General features: G+C 41.9%; 26 protein-coding genes. 18 read left to right on the forward strand and 8 right to left on the reverse strand.

Annotation, left to right across the window (positions count from 1 at the left end):
- Positions 1 to 11 precede the first annotated feature (11 nt).
- The 9 genes from J2Z69_RS13245 to J2Z69_RS13285 all read left to right on the forward strand — a co-directional run bounded on the left by J2Z69_RS13245 (position 12) and on the right by J2Z69_RS13285 (position 8629).
- Complete coding sequence (locus tag J2Z69_RS13245; protein ID WP_209863362.1) at positions 12 to 326, forward strand: winged helix-turn-helix transcriptional regulator; 315 nt, start codon at positions 12 to 14, stop codon at positions 324 to 326.
- Between the two features lie 75 nt (positions 327 to 401).
- Positions 402 to 1757, forward strand: coding sequence for an amino acid permease (locus J2Z69_RS13250; RefSeq protein ID WP_281069408.1), 1356 nt, complete (start codon positions 402 to 404; stop codon positions 1755 to 1757).
- Between the two features lie 216 nt (positions 1758 to 1973).
- Positions 1974 to 2684, forward strand: a complete 711-nt coding sequence (locus tag J2Z69_RS13255; protein ID WP_281069409.1) for a response regulator transcription factor — start codon at positions 1974 to 1976, stop codon at positions 2682 to 2684.
- Positions 2681 to 3619: a sensor histidine kinase gene (locus J2Z69_RS13260; protein WP_209863365.1), complete on the forward strand. Its 939-nt coding sequence runs from the start codon at positions 2681 to 2683 to the stop codon at positions 3617 to 3619. The genes J2Z69_RS13255 and J2Z69_RS13260 overlap by 4 nt, the downstream gene beginning before the upstream one ends.
- 124 nt (positions 3620 to 3743) lie before the next feature.
- Positions 3744 to 4664 carry an ABC transporter ATP-binding protein gene (locus J2Z69_RS13265; RefSeq protein WP_209863368.1) on the forward strand — a complete coding sequence of 307 codons (921 nt, stop codon included), beginning with the start codon at positions 3744 to 3746 and terminating at the stop codon, positions 4662 to 4664.
- Positions 4657 to 5349: an ABC transporter permease gene (locus tag J2Z69_RS13270; protein ID WP_209863371.1), complete on the forward strand. Its 693-nt coding sequence runs from the start codon at positions 4657 to 4659 to the stop codon at positions 5347 to 5349. Before J2Z69_RS13265 ends, J2Z69_RS13270 begins: the two co-directional genes overlap by 8 nt.
- A 16-nt stretch (positions 5350 to 5365) precedes the next feature.
- Positions 5366 to 6211, forward strand: a complete 846-nt coding sequence (locus J2Z69_RS13275) for a CPBP family intramembrane glutamic endopeptidase (RefSeq protein ID WP_209863373.1) — start codon at positions 5366 to 5368, stop codon at positions 6209 to 6211.
- A gap of 291 nt (positions 6212 to 6502) precedes the next feature.
- Positions 6503 to 7273 carry a YheC/YheD family protein gene (locus J2Z69_RS13280; RefSeq protein ID WP_209863376.1) on the forward strand — a complete coding sequence of 257 codons (771 nt, stop codon included), beginning with the start codon at positions 6503 to 6505 and terminating at the stop codon, positions 7271 to 7273.
- A 243-nt stretch (positions 7274 to 7516) separates the two neighbouring features.
- Complete coding sequence (locus J2Z69_RS13285; RefSeq protein ID WP_425355009.1) at positions 7517 to 8629, forward strand: phosphodiester glycosidase family protein; 1113 nt, start codon at positions 7517 to 7519, stop codon at positions 8627 to 8629.
- Positions 8630 to 8741: 112 nt separating this feature from the next.
- Here the strand turns inward: J2Z69_RS13285 and J2Z69_RS13290 are convergent, their stop codons facing one another.
- The 3 genes from J2Z69_RS13290 to J2Z69_RS13300 all read right to left on the reverse strand — a co-directional run bounded on the left by J2Z69_RS13290 (position 8742) and on the right by J2Z69_RS13300 (position 10932).
- Positions 8742 to 9446, reverse strand: coding sequence for an AIM24 family protein (locus J2Z69_RS13290; protein ID WP_209863382.1), 705 nt, complete (start codon positions 9444 to 9446; stop codon positions 8742 to 8744).
- A 27-nt stretch (positions 9447 to 9473) separates the two neighbouring features.
- On the reverse strand, positions 9474 to 9887 hold the full coding sequence (locus tag J2Z69_RS13295; protein ID WP_209863385.1) for a hypothetical protein: 414 nt from the start codon (positions 9885 to 9887) through the stop codon (positions 9474 to 9476).
- A 160-nt stretch (positions 9888 to 10047) separates the two neighbouring features.
- On the reverse strand, positions 10048 to 10932 hold the full coding sequence (locus J2Z69_RS13300) for an AraC family transcriptional regulator (RefSeq protein ID WP_342591590.1): 885 nt from the start codon (positions 10930 to 10932) through the stop codon (positions 10048 to 10050).
- 160 nt (positions 10933 to 11092) lie between these two features.
- Here J2Z69_RS13300 and J2Z69_RS13305 point away from each other — a divergent pair, with 160 nt between their 5' ends.
- A complete protein-coding gene (locus J2Z69_RS13305; RefSeq protein WP_209863388.1) occupies positions 11093 to 12475 on the forward strand; it encodes an MATE family efflux transporter in 1383 nt (460 codons plus the stop codon).
- Positions 12476 to 12508: 33 nt separating this feature from the next.
- On the opposite strand, the gene J2Z69_RS13310 is transcribed toward J2Z69_RS13305, so the two are convergent.
- The 3 genes from J2Z69_RS13310 to J2Z69_RS13320 form a co-directional block, all read right to left on the reverse strand.
- Entirely contained in the window at positions 12509 to 13045 is a 537-nt protein-coding gene (locus tag J2Z69_RS13310) for an isochorismatase family protein (RefSeq protein ID WP_209863390.1), read from the reverse strand.
- A 150-nt stretch (positions 13046 to 13195) separates the two neighbouring features.
- Positions 13196 to 14434: a GAF domain-containing sensor histidine kinase gene (locus J2Z69_RS13315; protein WP_245339299.1), complete on the reverse strand. Its 1239-nt coding sequence runs from the start codon at positions 14432 to 14434 to the stop codon at positions 13196 to 13198.
- Between the two features lie 80 nt (positions 14435 to 14514).
- The gene (locus J2Z69_RS13320) at positions 14515 to 15006 is read right to left on the reverse strand and encodes a GAF domain-containing protein (protein WP_245339285.1); all 492 of its coding nucleotides are present in this window, start codon (positions 15004 to 15006) and stop codon (positions 14515 to 14517) included.
- A gap of 220 nt (positions 15007 to 15226) precedes the next feature.
- Here J2Z69_RS13320 and J2Z69_RS13325 point away from each other — a divergent pair, with 220 nt between their 5' ends.
- The 3 genes from J2Z69_RS13325 to J2Z69_RS13335 all read left to right on the forward strand — a co-directional run bounded on the left by J2Z69_RS13325 (position 15227) and on the right by J2Z69_RS13335 (position 17515).
- Positions 15227 to 15532 (forward strand): hypothetical protein, encoded by a 306-nt coding sequence (locus J2Z69_RS13325; RefSeq protein WP_209863396.1) that lies wholly within the window; start codon positions 15227 to 15229, stop codon positions 15530 to 15532.
- A gap of 173 nt (positions 15533 to 15705) precedes the next feature.
- Positions 15706 to 17082: a DNA-binding protein gene (locus J2Z69_RS13330; protein WP_209863399.1), complete on the forward strand. Its 1377-nt coding sequence runs from the start codon at positions 15706 to 15708 to the stop codon at positions 17080 to 17082.
- Between the two features lie 205 nt (positions 17083 to 17287).
- On the forward strand, positions 17288 to 17515 hold the full coding sequence (locus tag J2Z69_RS13335; RefSeq protein ID WP_209863402.1) for an aspartyl-phosphate phosphatase Spo0E family protein: 228 nt from the start codon (positions 17288 to 17290) through the stop codon (positions 17513 to 17515).
- Positions 17516 to 17611: 96 nt separating this feature from the next.
- Here the strand turns inward: J2Z69_RS13335 and J2Z69_RS13340 are convergent, their stop codons facing one another.
- Entirely contained in the window at positions 17612 to 18610 is a 999-nt protein-coding gene (locus J2Z69_RS13340) for an alpha/beta hydrolase (RefSeq protein ID WP_209863405.1), read from the reverse strand.
- A 177-nt stretch (positions 18611 to 18787) separates the two neighbouring features.
- Between J2Z69_RS13340 and J2Z69_RS13345 the strand changes: the two genes are divergently transcribed.
- The 5 genes from J2Z69_RS13345 to J2Z69_RS13365 all read left to right on the forward strand — a co-directional run bounded on the left by J2Z69_RS13345 (position 18788) and on the right by J2Z69_RS13365 (position 23452).
- Positions 18788 to 19351: a GNAT family N-acetyltransferase gene (locus J2Z69_RS13345; RefSeq protein ID WP_209863407.1), complete on the forward strand. Its 564-nt coding sequence runs from the start codon at positions 18788 to 18790 to the stop codon at positions 19349 to 19351.
- Positions 19352 to 19546: 195 nt separating this feature from the next.
- Entirely contained in the window at positions 19547 to 21049 is a 1503-nt protein-coding gene (locus tag J2Z69_RS13350; protein ID WP_209863618.1) for an MDR family MFS transporter, read from the forward strand.
- A 56-nt stretch (positions 21050 to 21105) separates the two neighbouring features.
- Positions 21106 to 21447 carry a hypothetical protein gene (locus J2Z69_RS13355; RefSeq protein ID WP_209863410.1) on the forward strand — a complete coding sequence of 114 codons (342 nt, stop codon included), beginning with the start codon at positions 21106 to 21108 and terminating at the stop codon, positions 21445 to 21447.
- A 125-nt stretch (positions 21448 to 21572) separates the two neighbouring features.
- Positions 21573 to 22295, forward strand: a complete 723-nt coding sequence (locus tag J2Z69_RS13360; RefSeq protein WP_209863413.1) for an ABC transporter ATP-binding protein — start codon at positions 21573 to 21575, stop codon at positions 22293 to 22295.
- Complete coding sequence (locus J2Z69_RS13365) at positions 22292 to 23452, forward strand: ABC transporter permease (protein WP_209863416.1); 1161 nt, start codon at positions 22292 to 22294, stop codon at positions 23450 to 23452. Before J2Z69_RS13360 ends, J2Z69_RS13365 begins: the two co-directional genes overlap by 4 nt.
- A 139-nt stretch (positions 23453 to 23591) precedes the next feature.
- Here J2Z69_RS13365 and J2Z69_RS13370 read toward each other — a convergent pair whose 3' ends face one another.
- A complete protein-coding gene (locus J2Z69_RS13370) occupies positions 23592 to 24860 on the reverse strand; it encodes a BaiN/RdsA family NAD(P)/FAD-dependent oxidoreductase (protein ID WP_209863419.1) in 1269 nt (422 codons plus the stop codon).
- Positions 24861 to 24982: the final 122 nt, after the last annotated feature.

Below are 24982 nucleotides of genomic sequence, written 5' to 3' on the forward strand. Positions count from 1 at the left end.
GGGTGTATGGAATGATTCAATATAACGAGAACACATTCAAACAAGGGGAGAAAGGGTATCTGATTTTAGGGAAGAAATGGACGGGATTAATTATTTTTGCTTTAATTGATGGACCCAGACGATTCAACGAAGTTCATACCCTTATCCCTGTTCTAAGTAAGCGAGTGTTGAATGAACGGATGAAAGAGCTTGAAGCTACAGGTATTGTGATTCGAAATGTGATTACTGAGCGCCCAACTCGGATAGAATATTCTCTAACGACTATGGGGAGAGAGCTCACAGTGGCTCTCAAGCCCGTTGAGCAATGGTCGCAGAAATGGTTGTGAGACATGCAGCGAACCTGAGATTCAGGCGCTGCATTTTGTTTGGATAATGTTATTTATCATCAGGAGGAACACCCGTTGAACAAACCCAATGAATCGCTACAAAAAAAATTAAAACCCAGGCACATAAGCTTCATGGCGATGGGAGGAGTCATCGGAACAGGCATATTTAAGGGCAGTGCAGAGACGATTAATCTTGCGGGGCCGGGAGTCATTTTAACATATATTTTTGCAGGACTTCTTCTATTAGTGGTCATGGGGGCCATCGCAGAGATGGCTACTGTATATACCAACATGAACATGAAAGACTTTGTGCGTAAAGCATTCGGAGAGCATGTCTCGTTCATTATGGGCTGGATGTATTGTTTCATGTGGTTAGCTGTATGTGTGATTGAGATTATTGCCGCAGGTAGCTTTCTTCAGTACTGGTTCCCCGGTGTACCATTATGGGTGCTTAGTCTTGCAAGTGCAGGTCTCATTATTATGATGAATATGATGAGTGTAGGTAGCTTTGGGGAAGTGGAATTTTGGTTAGCTGGTATAAAAATCACCATGATTCTTGTCTTTATTCTTTTGGGAGCGGGGCTATTGTTTGGTGTGATTGCCAGTGATAATCCGCCCTACTTTCATAACTACACCTCACATGGAGGCTTCTTTCCCCATGGTTGGACGGCGATTTTTTCCGCACTGCTTGTTGTTACATTCTCATATGGAGGCTCCGAGCTTATTGGACTAACCTTAACAGAGACGGAGAATGCGGACAAGATTTTGCCAAAGGTAGTGCAAAGCTTTATTTTACGTATTATTCTGTTCTTCACTCTTCCTATACTTATTATCTGCGGCTTGATTCCTTGGGACCAGTTAAATGGAAGTAACAGTCCATTTGTCCAAGTGTTGTCTCAGACCGGTCTACAGGGAGCGGCGCATATCATGAATTTTATTCTTGTAACGGCCGTACTATCTGCGGCTAATTCTGGAATTTATGGAGCCACACGTATGCTTCATACGATGGCGGTTGCTGGAGAAGCGCCTAAATCTTGGGCTAAAGTATCTCGTAAAGGCACGCCGACAACCACACTGAAAATAAGTGCAGTTATATTGCTTGCAGGAGCGATGTTGGGTATTTTTGCACAAGATCAATTGTTCCGCGTTCTTATGGCTGTTCCAGGATTTGCTGTATTGTTAGTATGGATGTGCATTTGCTTGGCCCAATTGAAACTACGCCGTACCTACCCAGTAAAGCCGAGCTTCAAATTATGGGGTTATCCCTATATCACGAGGTTCACTGTACTGTGTCTGTCCGTCATTGCAATCATGTTCATGTTTGATGAACAAAATAGAATTAGTATATCGGTATGCATTAGTTTTCTGTTGATTTTAATCGTATGGTCATGGATAAGATTTCGTTCAGTTCGGCCAGTGAATAGAGAATAGATATACCCAAGCAGGGTCGCATATAAGCGGCCTTTTTTTTGTATGAACATAAGAGTGCATATGGAGAAATTATGATATTAATCACCAATTAAATTTCTACTGCATAAGCCCTATGTATAGTACAATAGGCCGTTATTTATTTCCAAATTGTTACACTTAATCTGAGTTAATTGAGGTATAATTTGGTGAATAACTAAGACTAAAGGCGGCGGGAATTTGCAGCATACGGTATTGCTTGTAGAGGACGATATATCCATTAGTGAGATGGTTCAAGAGTATCTAGTAAGAGAAGGGTACAAGGTCATTCCAGCTTATGATGGGGAAGCGGCGGCATCCCTATTTCAATCTCAGGCTTTTGACTTGGTGCTGCTAGATCTGATGCTACCTAAAATAAATGGTATGGATGTACTCCAGATCATGCGTGGCAAGAGTCTGGTTCCGGTATTGATTATGTCTGCCAAAGATAGTGATGTGGATAAAGCGCTAGGTCTCGGGTTTGGAGCGGATGATTACATTACGAAACCCTTTTCTATGATTGAATTAGCCGCTAGAGTGAAGGCCGCTATACGGAGAGCGAACTACGTTCTTGCCAATGCCACGGACCCTGTGAAGCCAGACAGCTTATGTTTGACAATAGGGGATTTGCGATTAGATGTAGACAATTTCTCGGTTCAGAAACGGGGTATAGACATCCGGTTAACTGCCAAAGAATTTCAGATTCTGAAGCTTTTTGTCAGCCATCCTGGACGAGTATTCACGAAAGCCCAAGTCTACGGCTTCATTTGGAATGATGAGTATTATGGGGATGAGAATGTAATTAATGTACATATGCGTAGATTGCGCGAGAAAATTGAGGATGATCCTTCCCATCCTAAATACATCGTAACTTTATGGGGGATCGGTTATAAGCTGGGGGACTGCTCATGATCGTCCTTCTCCTAGGGATTGTAGTTATCGGACTAGGGGTGTTATTCCTAGTGCAGCATTTGCGATATAAGCACCGGTCTAAGCAGCTCTTAGCCATTCATGAGAAAGTAAATGCTATTCGAGAGGCAGGAACGATGGAAAAGGTCCTGTTGTTCACAGCAGATGCAGAACTTCGGCTCATTCTCGTTGATTTGAATCGTCTAATTGAAGATTCGCATAAGACTCACGCCAAGCAAATGAATCTGGAGTCCTCCATGCGGCGGATGTTATCCAATATTTCACACGATTTAAAGACGCCACTGACGGTCATCCTCGGTTCTTTGGAGACGATGATTAACGATCCAAGGCTAATGGAGGAAGAGAGAGAATTATTGCTACGGCGTGTCTACGGTAAATCTAACGAGGTACTAGAACTTATTCTGAAATTTTTTGATCTTGCACGTCTTGAATCGGGTGACACGGATCTTCCAATGTCGCCTGTAGATCTAGGGGAAGTATGCCGGATGCGGGTACTGGCTTATTATGATGTATTGACTGCGCAAGGATTCAAAGTCCAACTGGATATCCCTGAAGAACCGATGATGGTTCTCTCCAATGTAGAAGCCTTAGATCGAATTCTGAATAATCTAATCTCCAATGCGATTCGGTATGGAATTGATGGAGGGGTCATGGGGCTGCATCTTAGCACTGTAGATGACTTCTTCCATCTAGCAATATGGGATAAAGGAAAAGGGATTGCCGAGGTTCACCAAAATAAGGTATTCGAACGAATGTACACGTTAGAGGACTCAAGGAACCGCTTTTATCAAGGGAGTGGGCTGGGGCTGACGATTACGAAGCGCTTAACGGAGCAGCTGAACGGACGGATTACCCTATCTAGTGCACCGGGAATCAAGACCGTATTCACTTTAATATTTCCTAAGCTTCGTAGCTAGCCCCAGCTTAAAAGATTATATATAGACCGGAATGAACTTAAGTTTTTCGTAAGATTTGATTAATAAATATGATAAGACTGTTCCTTATGATTAAGGTAGATCAACACAAAGGAGACAGGTATCTATGGGAACCATCGTAAGAACAAGAAATTTAGTGAAGAATTTTAAAGGGGTAGAGGTAGTACAGAACGTCAATATGAATATCCAGCAAGGTGAAATTTATGGATTCCTTGGACCCAATGGAGCAGGGAAGACAACGGTGATGAAGATGCTCACGAATTTGGTGCGGCCGACATCGGGTGAGATTGAGATCTTTGGTCAGCCACTTCAAGGGGAGTCATTCGAGGTGCTTCGGCGTATGGGAAGTATTATTGAATATCCTGTATTTTATGAAAAGTTAACGGCTGTTGAGAATTTGGATCTGCACTGTGAGTACATGGGCTACTACAACAAGCAAGCGATTCGAGATTCGCTCGATATGGTCAATCTGACGAATGTACATAGTAAGTCTGTCAAAGACTACTCACTTGGTATGAAGCAGCGATTAGGTATTGCAAGGGCGATACTCACCAAACCCGAATTTCTCATTCTGGATGAGCCAATCAATGGACTAGATCCGTTAGGGATTAAGGAAATGCGGGATATATTCAAAATACTAAGTAAGGAACATGGCATCACGATTCTCATTTCAAGCCACATCTTAGCTGAGATTGAGCAGATTGCGGATACCATTGGTGTGATCCGAGGTGGGAGGTTACTTGAAGAAATATCGATGGATGTGATTCGCAAACAAAGCACCAGTTACATGGAGCTTACGATATCAGACTCGAGGCAAGCCGCTCGTGTGCTGGAGCATTCCCTCCGCATAAGCAATTATAAAGTGATGGATGAGAAGCACATTCGAATTTATGAAATCGTAGATGCCAAGGATTTAACTAAGCGCCTCGTACAAGAAGATGTGAGTATTGAGGGTCTGAGCCACTATCAGAACTCGCTAGAGGATCACTTCCTTCAATTGATTCAAGGAGGTGAAAGCCATGTTTAAATTAATTCAATTGGAAGTTCGCAAACATAAACTCTTTAGTTATTTAAAATCAATTATAATCGCTAATCTTATTATTATCGCAACCTTAGCCCTCATGTATGTGACAAGTGAGACTGTGGATGACCTGATGTTCACTTCTTTGGATGAAGCCTTTAAGATCATCCATATCCTGGTCAAAGCCGTGTTCATGATCTTTACAGCCATGATTATTGTTAGGGTGCTCATTGAGGAGTTTAAGATGAAGACCATTCAGGTCATGTTCATGTATCCCTTAAGCCGAAGACAGATTATATTGGCTAAAGTTATGGTTATTTTCTCCTTTGCCTTGATTACGATTTCCGTATCTGAAGTGGTTTTAGAGGGTTTACTGCTAGGAGTGAACTCCATCTTTCCTATCCTGACAGGTGAAGTGACGGCTCCTTTTATATGGAGAGAGCTTATGAATATTGTGATGTCTTCACTTGCCGCAGCTGGAATTAGTCTGATTCCTATATACTTCGGGATGAGAAAATATTCCGTATCCTTAACATTTATATCTGGCATTATTTTATCAAGCTTATTTAACTCCAACTCCAATGGATATACACTCAGCTCTAATCTATGGATATCTATCATATTTGTCCTCATCGGTCTTGGGGTAAGTTGGATTACTATTATGAAAGTACAACACAAAGATATCGTCTAGAAAGGAAAGACATCCTATGTTTACGACGCGAAGTACCTATACCGGAATGATCCTACTGTGTATGGTACACCTCTTACTGAATTATATGTTGCTCCATCCCTTGGGATTAAGTGGGGAGGCGATGCAGAGTCACCCTTACATGTTCGGTATTGTAAGTCTGATTAGCGGAATTCTAGCACTGGGGGTGTCTCTCCTCTATATTCGTAAAGTAGACCGTAAGCCTTGGGTTTCCCTAGGACTTCGTTTTAACCGCAGAGATATTATGTATTCCATTGCAGCCATCGGTATGACGCTTGTTCTCTATTATGTGTATCTTAAGAGTCTGGATGAAGCGGGCTTAATCAAAATTCAGTTCAATGCTAAATTTCTGCACAATCCACAGTGGCTACTGATGTTACTTGTGACGGGGATCGCTTGGTTCGTGACCGCCTTTTCAGAAGAATTGCTAATTCGGGGATATGTGGTAGCGAAGCTTAGAGATGTAGGGTTGGTCAAAATTTTCGCAGTGATCGGCATCATATCGGTAGCGCTTAGAGTCTTTGAGGGGTTGGATGTAACTTATATCTTTATGATTCTCGTTAGCAGTTTCACCTTTTTGTATGTATATCTTAAAAGTGGTTCCTTATTGCCTGTCGCTGCGGCTCATTTTATCTACAACTTTACAGGGATACAGCTCTTAGGCCAAGGAGACCTTACGCTTCTGATCATAGAGGGGCAACCTAGCCAATTATACACCCTGGGCACCTTCCTATTGTATAATTTGATTTTGCTAGTCTTAGCCAAAATGATCTATGGCGATGCTCCAATTGCGCAGCGATTGCTTCACTTGTATCCTAAGACAGCGTCACCCCAGCGTAGTTAGTTGAGAACTATATTCATAATAAGGCTGTCGCTCCTCGGAGCGCAGTCTTTTTGTAATGGCTTATCAAGCAAACTCCCTGATTCAATCGAGATCACGTGGGAAACGTGGTTTCCTTTCTCTAGCCGTTTGTCCTATCTCTTAGGGTGCTTAGGTTACTGCTTATGCAAGGCCGAAGGCAAGCGCATACCATAGCATGAAATGCATAGGGACTTAGGATGAGCAGATGTGAGAGACCATTAGAATTCTGAAATATATTTTGAAGAATTCAAATTGAGGATAGGAGCGAATACGATGACAACTGGACGCAAAGCAAGTATTTTTTTATCCAGTAAGTGGGTGAAGACTCAAGTACTTTTGCAGGACCCGAAAGGAAAACGCTATGTACCCGATACACGACGATTCGGCAGTGCAAGTCTCAAGAGTATGTTAGAAAGGTATCACATGGTCTATATCAAGCCAGAGCGGGGAACCCACGGAATTGGGGTAATTCGGGCGGAACAGGTACGTGAAGGGAAGCAACGTTATAAATATCAGTACAATAAAATCACGCGAACTTATGAGACGTTTGATGCTTTTGTCACGGGATTACGCGGAGCCATTGGTGGGAAGAGTTATTTAATACAGAAAGGAATTCACCTACTTAAATATCAAGGCCGTAGGTTTGATATTCGCATCATGGTTCAGAAGAGTTCTACAGGGAAGTGGGAGACTACAGGAATTATCGGAAGAGCTGCGGCACCCGGGAAAATAGTAACCAATTACCATAGTGGGGGACGTCCGATGTCGATTGATTTGCTCTTAGCCGCCCATGTTCATGGGGAGAAAAAGAAGGCACTCATACAAGAATTATATCGATTTGGAGTCACCATAGCGAAGGTGTATCAGAAGAAGTATCCGAACTTCAGACAGATTGGTGTAGATGTAGGGTTAGATGCTTCATTAACTCCTTGGATTATTGAGGTGAATACCTCGCCCGATCCGTATATTTTCAATCAGTTAAAAGATAAATCTATGTACCGCAAAGTCATGAGCTTCCGGCGGGCGCAAAGAAAGGTAACTTAAATGCTTTTACAATTAGGGCTGCTTTATAGCAGTCTTTTTTACATTATTACGAGCATGTGCCTACAAACGAGGCTCTTAGCTATACATGCTAAGTTTTACATACGAAGGAAATAAGTTATAAGGTAACAAATGTATTAAAAAATTGAAACCTAGATCCGTGATTTTTCGTCTATGATGTGAAATAACGACAATATTCTCTCTCCATGGATGTCCATGAGTTGGGAGACTAGGAGGACAACTGAAGTGGGAACATCCGCATTGCCAGAACGTTCACAAGTTCGTCAGCAAAAGAAGAAGACACGTAAAAAGAAAAGCTTTTTAAAGACTTGCTTCCGCTTATTCCTTGCGGTTTCCACGCTCTTAATCGCAGCCGCGAGCTGGCTTTATTTCGCACCTTCGGCCCAAAATTTTCGATTCCTTATTGCAGACACACTTATTACTACACAACATAGAAGCTGGGCGCAATATATTATTGGCGAAGCGGAGCTTAAAAAGCGAGTGCAGGATTACAGCGCTAAGTTCGAACACTATGGAGATGAGAAAGACACACACTCCATTAATACAGCTACAGAAGATAAAAGCCAGCCCTTGGTACAGGTAGAAGAGGTTACGGGCAGTGGGTATTCCGGCTTCGTGATGACTGTGAGTGATCCAACCAAAGTTCGGTTAGGGATTCCAAGTAAAGTAGGCTCTGGGGAGACCGTAAGTAGTATGGTCAAGCGAACTGGTGCGATTGCGGGAGTCAACGGAGGAGGTTTTGCCGATCCGAACTGGAAAGGGAATGGGTTCAAGCCGATTGGTGTCGTCATTTGTAATGGTAAGCTGTACTACAATGGGCTTGATGGCAAAAAATCCACTCAAATTGTAGGGATTGATGAAGAGGGGAAAATGATTGCAGGGAATTATTCTTTAAAAGAATTAAGCAACATGAAAGTACGTGAAGCCGTGACATTCCAGCCTAGATTAATTGTGAACGGCAGAGGGTTAATTAAAAATGCTGGGGATGGATGGGGTATAGCACCACGCACGGCGATGGGACAGAGGGCCGATGGTGCCATTATTTTTGTAGTGATAGATGGTCGCCAACCGGGCTACAGTATTGGAGCTAATCTATATGATGTACAACAAATTTTACTGAAACGTGGCGCTGTCATTGCAGCTAACCTCGACGGGGGCTCATCCACAGTGTTGGTAAAAGACAATGAGATTGTGAACAAGCCATCGTCTCAGTATGGAGAGAGATATTTACCTACTGCGTTTTTGGTCTTTGAACACCCGGATGATGCGATAACGCCTAATATCTGGAAAGGCCTAAGTCCCGATGATATCGACGCAAGTAAAAGGCGTACACGTTAATAAAAGTGAACAGAACGAAACAGAGGGTTACCTTCACCGTTGTCATTTTGCCAAGCTATTTTTTTGCCTATGGATGCTAAATGTATTTTTATCTTCTGCATAAATGAAGAGATTACTTAATGAAGATGCCTCCAAAAGGAATTACTTCACGCAGAACACGCTTCACTAAGCCGTCATCTTTAAGATCTTGTTCTAATTTGTGACTTTGCCGCCCCGCTTGAAGTAACACACTTCCGTGGCCCGTCATTTGCCATTGATAGCTCATATGCTGACTTGCTAAATGATTGCCATAGACAGCGAGTTGTAGTGTGGCATTCTCGGGGTAGGCGATGACACTCCCTGCATCTACGTATAGAGGTTCATCGGGACTTAGACGGATCTCGCAGACCTGGCCTTCCGTGAGAATTCCAATTTGGCCTTTTCCCGAGAACTTTACCTTTATAGCATCCCTTGTAATGAACATGTTCTTCAGCTTCAGAATACGGGTCTGCATCCGAATGCCTTCGGTATAGAAGAATAAGTGGCGAAAATCATAGAGCAAATCACTATCATCACTTAGCATAATCGATCTCATGCTATACCCTACGGGGAGCGCAGTTACAACTTCGCAGGGACCACGAAGATCTGCTTGAATGAGTTTTTTCTTCCGATACATTCCTTTAATATTCATGAACCGGTCACTCCGGTTCGACGAGGCGCCCCGGTAAGCTATAATTTGCTGAGGATGAAGCATGTGAATCTGCTCTTCTTCGGCTAGCACAAACCGGAGGGCTTGTCCGCTTGTGTGTCCACCTTCGGTTTCTTTTATCATCTGCATGTTCAGTACATGCTCCTTCCCCGGCCTTTATTTTCTCCGCAGCACTAAGCGCAATACTCTAAGCAGAACGAAATAGCCTACTAATAAAATAATTCCTGTAACAATAAGCGAACGTATCCGCTTCGAGCTAGTCTGTCTGCTCTGCTCTGCATCCATAAGCGTCTGAACCGTCTCGGTTAATTTTTGATTCTGAGCGATCAGTTGCTCATTTTGGACCTTGTAGGCATCGAGTGTACTTGTAGCTTCATCCAGCTTGTCCATTGTATGTTGATAATCTTTCTTAAGAGCATTTACTTCATTAGGAAGTTCAGTAATGTCTTTGACACCCTTAAATAAATCGTCAAAATACCCTGCTTCGGCCCGGGGACCGGGAAAGAGAACCAGCGCCGTAATACTTAGTATAATCAGTCCTATCCACGTCCGTGCCCCTATGTTCCTCATGGTATGTTCCCTCCCCGGTATCCAATTCTTCCCTTGTATACGATATATTCTGACAAAGGTTCCGCACGCCCAAATGGGCTTATATCTTTCTTTACCCGTTTCTAATTGAGTCTAGCCATGTGCATACGGGTTCAGCTAATATTGTTAGTCTAAATAAAAGTTATGTAAAGCGTTGTCGATATTTTCTAGGCGATATTCCCTCATATTTTACGAAAGATGCGGTGAAATAAGCCGGATGGTTGAAACCTACCTCTTCCGAAATTCGTGTAATGGGCAGATTCGTCTGCAGTAGCATGCGTTTGGAATTCTCAATTCGGAATCGTAGGCGATAGACCGCTGGCGAACATCCGAATACTTTTTGCATACAACGTGCGATATAGACGGGATGAAAATTGAGCACTTCTCCAAGCTGCTGGGAGCTGATCTCTTCTTTGTAATGCTGCCGCAAAAAAGCTGCAGCTCGCTCAGCGCAGACCGTATGGGGACTTGGAGGCTGAGTCTGAATAGCATCGGTAAGTTCCTGTAGTAACTGCTGGAATAGAACTTGCTGATGCATACGTACTCGATCTAACGGAACATTGTGGCTAAGCTGCGTAAGTTCTTGTATGGTCTGATACACCTTCTCTGGGTGAAGTAAGGAGATAAATTGCGGTATTTTCAGCTCGAAGGGCGTGATTTCGTTATAAGGCAGAAAGGAAGGTTTGTCAGGCGAGGTAGGTAAGGGAGCTCGTGCTGATTCTTCCGTATAATGCCAGTCTCCATTGGTCATGAAATGTAGCCAGTAGTACTTGGTATGATGAAGCCCCCCTTGGGTGGGATAATGATAGGCATCGGGTCTGAGAATAAAACTCTGGCCGGCCTGGATTTCATAACTTCTATCCTCTTCCGTAATATAGATACAACCTTCAATCACCACTAACAGATCGAACACACCAAAGTTACGACGTGCAGGGTGCTTCGCACCAGGAGGGACATCCTGTATACCACTTAGAATAAAGAAGGGCAGAGGAGGAATAGAGAAATGGATTGTGGTCAGAGAGATCAACTCCAGTCATTTCATGATGTGAATAATATAGATGTATGGTACAACCTGAGGTTGGAATAGTTAAAGTATTGGTTCGAATTATGATATTTCCCCGCTAGTATACCATCTATAATTTGATTCATACACAATGTGAACGTATAGAAAGGATTAGACAGATGATATGACAAAAGATAAATTCTCACTTTGGGTGCTGGCTTGGCCCATCTTCATTGAACTTTTTCTCCAGTTCTTGCTGGGTGCCGTAGATACATTAATGGTGAGTACCATTTCAGATGATGCGGTCGCAGTCGTTGGATTCTCGAACCAACTCTTTAATGCCATGACCACGTTATTTGCAACAGTGGCCGGGGGAGCAGGTATCGTTATTGCGCAAAAAATAGGCTCTCGTCAACAAGAAGAGGCAAGAACGGTAGCAGTCATATCCTTGAAAGCTACTATGATTATTGGGGCTTGCCTCAGTGTGCTGTTCATTGCAATTCCTACACCGATTGCCCGATTACTTCAAATGCCTGAACAGTTAATTCCGCTGGCTACAGTCTATATATCTACCGTAGGGGGAGGGATGATTCTAACCGCCGTGATGTCTACGCTGAGCACCATGATTCGAAATACAGGGAATACAAAAGGTCCCATGTACATAGCGGTAGGAATGAATGTCATTCATATTCTCATGAATTATGGCTTCATATTTGGTGCAGTGGGTTTCCCAAAGTGGGGACTTGCCGGCGTCGCGGCATCAACGGTAATTAGCCGATTGCTAGCTTCACTTGTTTTATTGTTTATTTTTGTAGGCGCCTTCGAGCGAAAAATCGTCGTACAGGATATTTTCCTTAGAGATCGTAAGCTATTTAAGGAAGTGATGCAGATTGGATGGCCCCTGGGAGTAAATATGGCTTGCTGGGTATTTTCTCAACTCGCTATTTTTGCTTTTCTTGCTATGCTGGGCACCAAAGAGTTGGCGGCAAGAACGTATATGAATACTTTAGAATCTTTCTGCTTCCTCTTAGGTTACTCTATTGCGCTAGGAGCTCAGATCCAGATTGCTCATCTTTTTGGGGCAGGACGAACGCGTGATGCTTATAAGGCAGCGTATAAAGCTCTCAAAGTGGGCTTGCCTCTAGTGATTCTCAATGCCACCTTGTTATTAATTTTTGGTAAGTATGTATTAAGTCTGTTTACACAGGATTCAGAAATTCTTGCGATTGGTTCTTCTCTGCTCTGGATGAATCTACTGTTGCAGCCTGGCAAAATGCTGAATATGACGTTAGGAGATGCCCTGAATGCTGTAGGAGATACCCGCTTCACGATGACAATATCGCTTGTCTCCATGTGGCTTGTTGCTACTGGATGTTCTTATTGGCTTGGGGTGTCTGTCGGGTGGGGCGTTATAGCCATCTATGGATGTATGATTGCGGATGAATACTTAAGAGGGGCTTTGTCCTTTGTGCGCTGGAGAGCGCAGAAACATCTTCGTAGTCGAGATTCCCAATTAAAGCGTGAGCAAAGTCCAATACTAACCGTAAACAACGCATCGGTATCTTAACCGGTGCGTTGTTTTAAGAAGTAGTGCTTTTAATTACAAAGCAGCCTTATATTTCTCTAAATATTGCCTATGATCAATCACTTCAATAACATTAGACCAAAGAAGAATGTTGCTAACGAATCTATCAATATCAATTCCAGGCATTTGATAGGAATCATCTGTATTTGTAGTTCCGATGGCTTCTTGTAAAAAAGTAACGGAATAGCCTCGATCATATGCCGAAATTGCTGTAAACATACAACAAAATTCAGTCTCAAAACCTATCAGAAATAGATGGTCGATGTCTAACCGTTGTAAGTGAATGGACAGATCCGTATTAAAGAATGCGCTTGGGGTTTGTTTCTCGATAACAAGATCCGCGCAGTTCTTAATCGCTTCATGCAACTCAGAACCTTCTGAATCGTTATGCAGCAGACTACCTTCTGAATTATCTATATGCTTCAAGCAAATGATAGGAAGCTGACTAGCTTTGAAATCTTGAATGATTTGTTTCATGACAGAAAGTTCTAGGTTGAAATCCCGCGTATCAACGATACCCTTCTGAACATCAATAACTAAGAGAGCCTTCATAAGTATCCACACCGTCCTTCTAACTTAGATGGTTGCATTATTCGCTTTTCATGTCCTTAACTCCTTTATATTCCTCAAAGTAATTAGCAATAGATTTAATCTCATATAAAAAAGCAATCGACTCTAGTCGATTGCTTTTTTGCATATCTTTCAATTCAGAATATGAAAAGGCAGGGTAAAAGCTATAATAATTTCTTGATTTAAACCGCGTTGTACACGAAGAGCTCCGCCCATAATTTGAATTAACTTGTGACTGATTGCCCAGTTAAGAGATACGTCCTCTTTCGTTTCGAGCACTTCCGAAGTAGGCAAGCTATTGGATCGCAGGCGTAGATTCAGCTGATCTGCCGTCAATCTTAGGCCCGTACAAGTCACGGAGAATTCAACCATGAATTTGGAATACTCTGAATGAGGCAGAGGAGCTGAAGATAAGACCACTGCGCCTTCTTTTGATAATTTCAGTACATCCGTAGTCAAGTTAACTAAGGTCTGTCTTAGCTTAAGTGCATCCCCGAGTAGAACAGAAGGAATGTTCGGATTGCTTACATGTACTAAGGCCGTTCTTTTATCCGTAGCCATGGGTTCTAATTGAGTAATTACGCTGCTGAGAGTGCTGTTGAAATCAAACGGTTCTTGTTCCGCAGTAATTCCACTCGCATTCAACTTACCATAATCCTGAATATCCTCTAACAGAGTAAGCAATGAATGATTACTCTCATCCAGAATACGAATATACTCTTGCTGCTCTGGAGTCAATCTTGAATCCATCATAAGCTGCGTCATTCCGACAACTCCATTCATGGGGTTGCGAATTTCCTGAACGATCATTTCAATCAGATTTCCTTTAAGTATGGAAGAGTTCTCTACTTCTGCCTTGGCATCTAGAAGAATCTGAGTCTGAACATCGAGTTCATTCACCCGGTGTTCAAGCTCAATCACATAGGCCAGAAATAAGGCCATGGAGTTCAGTGTATTCACATCGGAATCAGCATAGGGATAATCTACTTGATCCATGGCGCAAATCGTTCCGTAGGAGCTTCCATCTTTCAAGAGTATAGGAAGTCCAATGAAAGAACGTCCACCTAATGCTTCCGTCACTTTAAGATGACTAGTTAGTGGACTTACAGACGTATCAGGAATATAGAGCGGAGCACGTTCTTCTCCAAGCACGAGACTGCAGTAACTTGCCTCAAACGGCATACAGTCTCCTTCTTGGACGAGTTGCTCTTTTCGATTAAATGCTTTGATAATCGTATTCGTCATTCCATCATTTGAAGCGATAAATATAGTATTCGTATTGAGCATACCGCTGGTGAAATTGATAATATGTTCAGCAGCCGTATTTAGATCATGAAAAAATCCAGATTCAGTATTTCGGATGTATTCCATCACTCACCTAGTTTCTACTGTTAATAGTGGAACCACACGGTTGTATTTAAAGAGAGAGGAATTCATTAAGTTGTCTCTATCTAGTTAGGTAGGGGCAAGGCCTGTACCAGAACTTGAACAAACTTCTCTAAGTATTCACGGTCAGTGTCATCAAATCGTCCATGAAGCGGGCTATCAATATCCAGCACACCTAAGAGATGACCATCTTTAAACATTGGGATTACGATTTCGCTATTCGTTGCCGCATCACAAGCAATATGCCCAGGGAACGCATGCACATCCTCGACAACCATGGTCTTTCTTTCTTGAGCCGCAGCTCCGCATACGCCTTTGTTCAATGGAATGCGAATACAAGCAGGTAGGCCTTGAAAAGGACCTAGAACTAGTTCTTGACCATCATACAAATAGAAACCAGCCCAATTAATCTCTTGTAAAAAGGATCCTAATAGCGCAGCAGCATTAGCTAGATTAGCAATTGCATTGGATTCGCCTTCAATTAGGCTATGAAGTTGACTAATTACTGTATCATATTGTTCAGGCCGAGAGCCTGTATAAGTTTGTTGATGAAACAAGGGAAAGCCTCCGTTTCCGGCTAGAAATAAGATGCACATCTCATTATACCAGTAATCTATTCTTTGTGCTAAATAGGTCAATGAATAGTTATAGCTTAAGGTTGAGCCTTAGAAATTAATCATGATGACCCTCTATCTTAAGTCAGATCTTGTTTCCATGAAGGTCGGAAAGGGTACATTACAATCAGAATCTAGTTCATTACCGGAAGGAGAACATACTATGCGTGCTGATATTCAGAATCTATTTATCCGAATTCATATGCTTCACAATGCTAGTGAGGACGATATTAACATGGGAGATATGCTCATATTGCTAGAAAATCATGGCTATAAGGTGGCTGAGCGGGAGATTAAGCAGGAATTAGAACGTTTGACAGAGGATAATTTCTTAACCCGCCATGAAGAGCAATATTCTATTACAGGCACAGGCATTGAAGAACTTAAAGATATTAAAGTAGTATTAAAAGAATTGTGTGGTGAGGTACTTCCTTCCACTACACATGAGAAGAAAACTTCAGCTAGTTAATTCATGTGCTGTTAAATACGAAAAGTCATCCTTATTTATACATTGGGGGAAGGAAAAATATTCGCTCCCGGTGAATAAATATATGAGGATGGCTTATTTGTATTTAATCATGAAAAAAATCTGAAAGTATTATCATTTAACAATAAATTCAGCAGAGCATAGGAGGTGTTGCAATGGATTCGATGAACTCTATTCGCTCGGAGATTGAAGATCATCTTGCGAGTAATGGGTATACGCTCACTACATTTGGACACCTATCCGGTATGAACCGGGGGACCCTAAGCGCTATACTGCATGCCTCTCCTCCTAAGCCTATAGCCATCCGGCAACTTGATGTAATTACAGAGGCGCTGGGGTATCCAGAAGGTTGGTTCTACCATTTATATTTAAGTGAATGTTTTGCCAACGAGAAGGTGAGTAGACGCCGATTAGAGTCATACCTAATTCGTTCGGCGGAACTAAATAAGCTGGATTGCATCAAAGCAGCCATCTCTCGTCTAGTAGACAATCCTAAACATATTCATATTATATTTGATATAGGTGAGAAGCTGTATGCGCTGGGACATATTACAGAATCAGCCTTATTTCATGAAGCGGCTGCTGAATTAGAGAAATATAATCACTCTGAGCGGTTAGCAATAAGTCAATATCGCCTGTTCATGGCCCACCAAGGACCCCACGTTGAGGAGAACTGGAAAGCAGTCATTCGTTTTGAATCCTTTCGTTTACGTCTGCCAGAGAATTATCAACTTGACGCATTGCTAAGGTTAGCAATCGTCTGCTTTGCGTTATCTAAATGGAAAGAAGTCGAGAAATACGCAGATGAATTGAGAATGCTGGCTCAAGCCATTTATCGTGAACAATTGAAGAGATTAAAGCAAAACAGACCGTTTGAAATATTACATACCGAGCGTCATTTTGTCGTGTATTATGGACAAGGTTATCTTCTAAAAGCGGGGGCGTTAGGCAAGCAGGGGTATTATGAAGATGGAAAAAAATTCGTGCTAGGGTATGCAGACCTTGGATGGTTTCATGAGCTTGACGAAGTTGGAACATCAGAGGTGAAGAAGTTCTCTTTGTGGGCCAAAGCCAATCTCTACACATTTGATATGATGATGGGCAAGTATGACATTCTTATGGATTATACGGACTTTTTAGACGAACATCCACAAGAACTGTTACCCGCTCTCGTTACAATTGTAGAGTGTGCCAATAAATATGATTTCCAAATCGACTGGGTCTTGGAGAAATATGCGGAGCAGATTACACGGTTCGATACGTCCGGAAACATAATCAATTATGGACTGTTTTATTCATACTGTTATCAGATTGCAATTTACCATTTAAATCAACTTGAGTATATAAAAGGGATAAGTTTTACTTTACAAGCACTTAATCTAGCGATTACTATTAGAAGCGACAAGGATTTCATTCAATGTGTAACCTTGTTCGAAGCTTATAGACCTCATTCGACTGAGGTATTAAGAAATGAATATCACTCCCTGATGAATCAGATGCGCAAAAGTGAAGAGAATTTGTGCTACCTTTAATTATAGTAGCAGTATTAATTGGTGGTATGCTGTTCTATCTTCGTAGGCACTCAACTGAGTGCCTTTTAATAAATTCAAAACATACATAATGTGGGTTATAAGGGAATGGCATAAAGTATTGCTAATTTTTTTGTTTTCCTAAATAGTGATTTTTTGACATCATGTATTATGATAGGATCGAATGATAGGAGTGAGGTGGTTGGCTATGGCATTGAATCCAATACAAACACATAGGAAATTAAAAAAAGGAACGAGCAAAGTCAACGAGGATTTGCTTTCTACTATAGAAAATCTACGGCTTGAGTTAATTTTAGCAGCTGCGGATTGGAATTTCACAAGTGATTATGTGCTTGAATTAAGCCAGCGACTTGATCGATATATCATATTAGCACAGCATCAGATGATTGGTGGTTTCCAAGCGCTAGATTCATAATCATAAGGATCATAATCGAGGATAGCCCTCCATTCGCATGTGTGTGAATGGGGGGCTTTTTGTTAATGAACATAACCACACGTATGTATGAGATAGTTATGAGGAGTAGTCAGATGAGGAATCCGAAGTCTCCTCAGAGTTGGAGGAATTAAGCGGAGTTACAGGAGAAGAGACATGCTCTTCCAGCGTTTGAGTCACAAAAGCCTGAACTTCATGACTATATCGTACCGGATCAACACTATAAGCATTTCCATGGATGGCGCCATTCACTAACAAGAGCTTCTTTAGTCCATGAGCTTTGACCTTGTACATATCTTGACTCATTCGCGTTGGAACATACTTGTCTTCCGTACCATGGATGAACATGACAGGCATAGAGGTGTTTTGTACTGATTTGATCGGACTGACTTGATGCAGCCTAAATCCTGCTTTGCGTTCAAGCTGATTATTAATTAAAGGTAAAAAAGGAAAGGTCGGAACTTTGTTCAATACACTTAGCTGATATCGAATCAGCTGTGTAAGGTCTGAGTAAGGACAATCTGCGATTACAAAATGAACACGTGGATCGGCAATGGTGAGATATTCAAGTACCGTACCGCCCCCCAGAGACTGTCCATGCAACCCAATCACTACATCCGTACCCGCGTGTGATATAATCCAGTTTACCCATGATTCAATGTCGTATTTCTCATGAAAACCATAGGTGGTATAGCTTCCTTGACTCCGGCCATGACGACGCTGGTCCACGAGCAAAACGTTAAATCCTATGTCTTCGAATAACCCACCGAACTGAGCCGATACTTCTAAGGAAGCGGTATACCCATGAACAATGATGACCCATTTATTAGAGTTCGGATGAGACGAGATAGCATAGCCGTGTAGTGTTAACCCGTCTCTAGTTGTAACGGATACATCGCTTTTGTCCAAGATATCGAACCGTTCTTTGCTGTATACGCCTGCATCTTCCATGAACTTGAATAGCGAGTCACTGGTTTGGAGTTTCATCTGAGTAATTTGCCGGAAACCGAACCTTGTCATAGCAATAAGTACCAAAAGAATGAGTAGAATAATCGTAACGACGATGGTATATACCATGTTGAATGCATCCTCCAATAGCAACAAAAAGGAAATGTATTACAGCTTTGTCCTGTATGGTTAATAGTATCACCTATTTATGTGCAAGAAAATCGCTTCGCAAGCTAATTTTTGATGTGTTCTTATCCATGAGGCTTAGTTAACATGGATATAAGCTAAATGGAGAGTGAAATAGTTATGTTCAGGTGCCAAGGAGAAATACCTGATTTAGAGAGCGCTAGGCTCATATTACGTAAAATGGGACAAGAGGATGCCCACACGCTTTTTGCTTATTGGAGCGATCCTGAGGTCATCCGATACATGAACATACCGCAGTTCACTTCTATTCGAGAGACATGGGATATGCTGGATTTACTGAACGGATTAGCGGAGACGGAAGATACAATGCGATGGGGAATTGAATTAAAACAAACGAAGACGATTATAGGAACATGTGGATTTAACACTTGGCAATTATTAGGAGCTTACCGAGGCGAGATTGGATATGATCTAGGTCGACCTTATTGGCGCCAAGGATATATGCACGAGGCGCTGTCGTTAATTTTGAATTATGGATTCGATGTCATGAGTTTGAACCGGATTGAAGCCTTGGTGATTCCGGGGAATACATCTTCGTTAAGGTCACTTCGACGACTAGGTTTTCGTGAGGAAGGACTGCTGCGAGAATATCAGCAAAATGAACTGAGTGACGGTTTTATTGATTTAATTATGTTGTCTTTATTGAAGAAGAATTATGTGTAAGGACAATGAGAAGGAAAAAAGGGAATTCATTACAATACAGCAATAAGGGGGGCCTTAGGTAAGCGGTTTTTATGCTACATTAGAGAAATGAAGAATAAAGTTCACGTGTTATGTGATAGACTTTCCAAGCTGTGTTCCCCTATAATTAAAGTTTGTTATGCAGAGTGAAAGGAAGGTCTAGCATTGGAATCAACATTGAAACGCAATTTTATTTTGACAGGCTTGTTATTGTCTACATTTTTGGCAGCAATCGAAGGTACCGTCATTGGACCTGCAGGACCTAGAATCGTCGGAGATTTAGGGGGCGTAGAGTTACTAAGTTGGGTCTTTACGGCTTATTTATTGACTATGGCAGTTACCACACCCATCTTTGGAAAGATCAGTGATTTGTATGGACGAAAATTAGTATTTGTCATCGGTTCCGTCCTTTTTCTAGCAGGATCATTATTATGCGGCTTTGCTTTCAGTATGGAGCAGTTGATTGTATATCGGGCTATTCAGGGAATCGGTGCCGGAGCGCTAATCCCGGTTACATTCACGATTATTGGTGATATTTATGCCATTGAGGAACGAGGTAAAATTCAAGGGTATATCAGTTCTGTATGGGGTATTTCTTCATTAGTAGGTCCATTGCTGGGCGGTTATGTCGTAGATGCATTTAACTGGCGCTGGGTGTTTGGATTTAATATTCCATTTGGAATCATATCACTCATTTTCATTATTAAATATCTGCATGAACATATTGAGAAAAGAAAGGTCAAAATAGACTACGCGGGAGCAGTGACCTTTACAGTGGGTGTAACAGCGCTGCTGTTTGGTCTAGCGGCAGGAGGCCAGCAATTGGCTTGGACTTCACCGGTACTTTTGCTTATTTTTGCTCTGGCAATCCTTGCCTTAGTGCTATTCTTCCTTGTGGAAAAGAAAGCAGAAGAACCGCTCGTCCCTCTACACATGTTCAAATACAGAGACATTGCTTTTTCTAATATCGCGAGCCTTCTGGCCAGCGCTTTGCTCATTGGACTGACTTCTTATTTTCCTCTATGGGTTCAAGGCGTATTAGGTGAAAGTGCTACAAAATCGGGTCTGTTACTTGCTCCGATGTCATTTTCATGGCTGATTGGTTCCGTAGTTGGAGGCAAATGGATTGTTACTTATGGTTCAAGATTCACGTCATTAGTAGGAATGTTTTTCATTGCTGTAGGCGCGATCGGTATGGCCTTTATAACGGATACGACTTCAAGTGGACTACTTATGTTCTGGAATGCGTTATATGGACTCGGTTTCGGTTTTGCGTTTACCGTATTCACGGTTATTGCTCAATCTTCTGTAGGTTTCAGCTTACGTGGTGCGTCTACTGCACTAAATTCGTTCGTCAAAGCATTAGGCCAGACCATTGGAGTTGCGGTGTTCGGCGTGCTCATTAATCAGCAGGTGGCCTCTCAAGCGGAAGAGAGCCGTAATCAAGGGATGTCTATTTCTCAAGATGATATCAACAAATTGTTGTCCCCAGAAAAGCTTGTTGAGCTGCCACGTGATTTATGGAATACGCTGCGACATTTTCTTGAAGGAGGATTACATTTATTATTTGTAATTATGGCTGTCCTCGCAGTACTTGGTGTTATTAGTGTAATTGGACTACGAAATAATACGCCAAGTGTAGAGGCTTCGGATACAGCAGTAGAAGATTCGCTTAGTTAAAGGTATAAAATTAGGGTTAGCTCCACACCTTATCTGTTAAGGGGAGGTGGATAAGAATGAGTGACTCGCTTCAGATAGACCAAGGTACATTGGTGAACGCTTGGCAACAACAATTGCCAGAATACTTAAATGCAGGTGACAGTGCGCGGGTGTTAGCAGACCAAGGTGATCCTCAGGGTCTACGCATTCATATTAATGCGGCAGGACATCAATTTTATTCGTTTGATTTTGCATGTTCTTATTTAGACTCACGTGAGGTGAGGGTTAGCCTGGTTGATGTCGAACGTGGCGGAGATCATATTGATGAGAGTGGAGAGATCGTTCAAGAGATGGCTCGAGATTATTCCCGTCATCTCCATGAATGCGCACAAGCCCTTCACCGAATTACGGATACTTAGATAATCCAAAAAAGCTGGTTCCTAAAAAAGGAATCAGCTTTTTTTATGTTTAATGATTCAAGTATACTTGAATCAAAAGTAATAAATTGCAATGATAAAGTTCTGCCAGAAAGGAATTGAAATTTATGAACTCTATTGATACGAAGGGGTTTCTGCCATTACTCGATGTGCACATTTATGAAGCGGGTTATACACAGAACTGTCCTAAGATTAAAGAAATTTCCTTTCATATTGAACTCGGCAGTCTAACGGGGTTAATTGGTCCCAATGGTGCAGGGAAAAGTACAACTCTTAAGGCTATACTAGGTGTGCTTCCCTATATTGAAGCCAAGATTGAGTTTCACGGAGCACAAAATTATGCCTACATACCAGAACAGCCTGTATTTTATGATACCCTCACTCTCTGGGAGCATCTAGAATTAGCTGCAACTGTCTATGGCATAGATGAACACATCTTCTATGAGGAGGCGAATTCATTATTAGAGCAATTTCGTATGGAGGATGCCAGAGATTTATTTCCTGCAGGTTTCTCTAAGGGAATGCAGCAGAAGATGATGCTGATCATAGGTTTTTTAGCACATCCTGATATATACATTGTGGATGAACCTTTTGTAGGGCTTGATCCAAGAGCGACCAAAGATTTTCTTGGTCTACTAGAATCTGAGCGAGCAAGGGGAGCTGCAGTGCTCATGTCTACACATGTATTAGATACTGCCGAACGTATCTGCAATCACTTCGTACTGATCTCATCTGGCTCCATCAAGGCTCAGGGTACATTGCGAGATATACAGAATCAAAGTGGGCTTTGCGGAGGCTCCTTATTTGACTGTTTTGATAAGCTCACATGATGAAGAAAAAAGAGAAAACTCCGATTGCAGCTCTATTTCGTCAACGAATCAGGAGTCATATTGGAAAGCAATACAGCGTCATTCGATCTGCGGTAGACTTCATTGTTGTAATCTATATCATGATACCGGGTGCTTTCATATTGGGGTGTGTGTATTTTGATAAACTTCATCATGTTCCGAATATACTGTACCAGGTACCTTTTTCAGTTTTCATAAGTGCTATCATGATTTGCTTATATTTTGGAGGTGGATTAATTCTTTATACGGAGAGTGCAGATGTCCTTTTTCTAAGACAAAATCCAAATTGGCGAAAAGGATTGATGCAGCGTGCTATTGTAGCTAATGTAGTGATGCGAAGTATCGAAGTTCTGGGCGTCATGGCTTTATTCATCCCATTCATACGTACAATATTTCATATGCCTGTTGGCCAATGTATATGGATAGGTATCCTAATCTTGCTATACAGATGTGCAGGTGTGACGATACAACACCACTTGCGAGTATACTATTCCGCTTGGAAGAGAATAGGATTAATCCTCATGACTCATACTCTATTAATAGGGATGGTCTTGCTGGCTTGTTCTATGGTGGGGAAATGGTCTAGCGTAACTCTAGCCATAAGTATAATATTCTTAACCGTCACAGTAGTTCTGCTCAGAAAGATCACAACTGTGAATGGACATTTCTATGAAGAAGTTCTAGAGGATGAGCGGCAAAAGAATAGATTGACCTCATGGATGCTATCATCTTCAGTAGACAAGCCCTCTCCTGTTAGAGCGAGGCCATTATGGTTCCGGCAATCTCAACATCTCTTCCGTTCAACCACTTCTTCAGCACGTATGGCTTCAATATTAATCAAATCTTTTTTAAGAAGTGGACCCTTTTTTAAAATGTATATCCAGTTCATAATCTTTGGAGGCGTATCTTGCTTTGTGGCTCCCTTTCCTATAGACATCATGGTGGGTATCGCAATTATCCTGCTCATGGCTTATTGGATCCGTTCGTATGTTAGGCTATTTGAGAATACGGACTTAATGCGAATTCTTCCAACTCATCGTAATTTTAGACGTGCGCACTCTATAGTGTTATTTACATTGTTAGCTCCTACGATGTTTGTGTGGGTGATGTCTATCATTTTATCTATTCTCTTAGGATGAAAATTAGAATGTGAATTCATAAATCTCTATATAAACATTGAATCTTTCTATACATGCGATGCTAAAAATGCTCAAAAGAGAGTATAAAAAAATTCCCTTTACATCCCATTAATTAAGGGTTAAAGGGAATTTCTTTAGTTTATTTATATAAAGATCCTGCATGGGTTCCGGCCGTATGTCCCGTTGTAAATGCAGCGGTGATATTATATCCACCGGTATATCCGTGAATATCTAGCACCTCACCACAGAAGAACAGTCCTGGCATGAGCTTGGATTCCATCGTTTTTGGATCAATTTCTTTTAGATTCACACCGCCGCCTGTTACAAAGGCTTCCTCAAACGGACGAGTTCCTGTAGCACGGACGGGAAAACCTTTTAACACATGAAGGAATGCTGTCCAAGAATCTTTAGGCACATGTTCATGCGTGATTTCTCCAGAGAGCTGGCTGCGTTCAAATAGCAAGGGAAGTAGCCGTTCGGGAATAGTCCCTTTCAAGACATTTCTTAGGATTTTCTTCGGTTCGGCAGCGGTCAATCTACGAAGTTCCTGATCCAGAGCACCTATAGATACATCCGGGAAGAGATCGATCTGAAGTAAAGCATCATTCGTTTTGAACTTCATCTTCACTTGGCGAATGAATTGACTACATCTTAATGCAATGGGTCCAGATAATCCGAAATGCGTAAAAATCATATCTCCCCGATGTGCAATAACCGTTTTCCCTTTAGGATTAATTACCGAAAGTTCAACATCGCGCAGCGAGAGCCCTTGAAGTTCTTTACTTTGAATAAAAGCTTCTTTGGATACGATCGGAACCTCAGTTGGGTATAGATCCGTAATCGTATGTCCTGCTGCTTGTGCCCAAGGGTAGCCGTCACCGGTGGACCCAGTTTGAGGCACAGAGCGGCCTCCCGTGGCGATGATGACTGCGCTGGCAGATATTTTTTTTCCAGAAGCCAAGACGACGCCTTTTAATTTATTCCCTGAGAGAAGAAGTTCTCTTACGGGCTGATGGGTCTGCATCTGTACCCCAAGCATGGCTGCTTTATTGATAAGTGCATCCACGACAGTCTTCGCTTTATCGGATACAGGGAACATTCGGCCGTGATCTTCTTCTTTAAGTCTAATCCCCAAATCTTCAAAAAAATCCATTATATCCCGATTATTAAAGTGTGAGAATGCACTATATAGAAATCTCCCGTTTCCCGGAATGAATCGAATGAGTTCATCAATCTCTTTGGCATTGGTTACATTACACCGACCTCCGCCGGAAATGCCAAGTTTGCGTCCAAGCTTGTCGCCTTTATCTAATAGAAGGACAGATGCTCCTTGAGAAGCTGCAGCAATAGATGCCATAAGTCCTGAAGGCCCTCCGCCAATCACGATGATATTAATAGGTGAATTCATGAATATAATTCCTTTCAGGAAAGCTCTTTGTGTGTATCTATATTTTATACGAGTAGGCTAGGAATAAAAAGCTATGAAATAGTTCCAAAGCTCCATACTATAAGACATACAATTTTTTAATC

The organism is Paenibacillus shirakamiensis (assembly GCF_017874255.1).
GTDB classification, from domain to species: domain Bacteria; phylum Bacillota; class Bacilli; order Paenibacillales; family Paenibacillaceae; genus Fontibacillus; species Fontibacillus shirakamiensis.